This is a genomic window from Priestia sp. P5_B4, assembly GCF_056400385.1.
This window is the reverse complement of the sequence record NZ_JBFULJ010001343.1, coordinates 1-727: the sequence shown is the minus strand read 5'-3', so window position 1 is coordinate 727 and position 727 is coordinate 1. Positions and strand designations below refer to the sequence as shown.

At 39.2% G+C, this 727-nt stretch carries 1 protein-coding gene; it reads left to right on the top strand.

Annotation, left to right across the window (positions count from 1 at the left end; all coding sequences use genetic code 11):
* Window positions 1-574 (top strand): poly-gamma-glutamate hydrolase family protein (locus tag AC1DRF_RS30875; protein WP_477742684.1); only part of this gene is annotated, 574 nt, incomplete at its 5' end.
* Window positions 575-727 lie beyond the last annotated feature (153 nt).

Here is a 727-nt window from a genome sequence, read left to right as displayed (position 1 = left end):
GAATGAGTCTTCAGCTAGCTATAAAGTGACGACCAAAGAAACGAAAAGTTCTGTCCTTATCTTTGCTCCACACGGTGGAGGAATTGAAGGGGGGACAAGCGAAATTGCCCAAGAGCTTGGCAAACAAAATGCTCTTTATCTATTCGAATCGTTAAAGTCGAAAGGGTCACGAGACCTGCACCTCACAAGCACTCATTTTGATGAGCCCACAGCGCGTAAGATGGTAAGCAAGTATGATAATGTTTTATCTCTTCACGGGTATTCTGGGAACGAAAAACATATTTTTGTGGGCGGGACTGATCGGGAGCGCGCAAAAAAATTAACGCAGTTATTAAATCAAAATGGATTTCCGGCCGAACTGATTACAAAAGGGCACGATGAGATTGCAGGCATTAACTCTGGAAATATTGCAAATAAAAATCGTACCGGGAAAAGTATTCAATTAGAGATTAGCCAACCGCTGCGAAGTGCTATGTTTCATTCATTCACTGCAAAAGGAAGAGCTTCGTCTAAAACTCAAACTTTTTATAGGTTTACAAATGTGCTTTCTACATTCGCTTCTACTTCTTACTGAATTAAAAAAAGAATGCTTTCGCAAGCATTCTTTTTTTATAAACTAGTTTTGCTACTCGTGACTTATAATAGGTTTCCAGTTAAAATCTTTTACATCTTGAACAGAAGGCTTTCTCACGTGCTGTAAGCTTTCTTTATTACACGCTCCATAAAC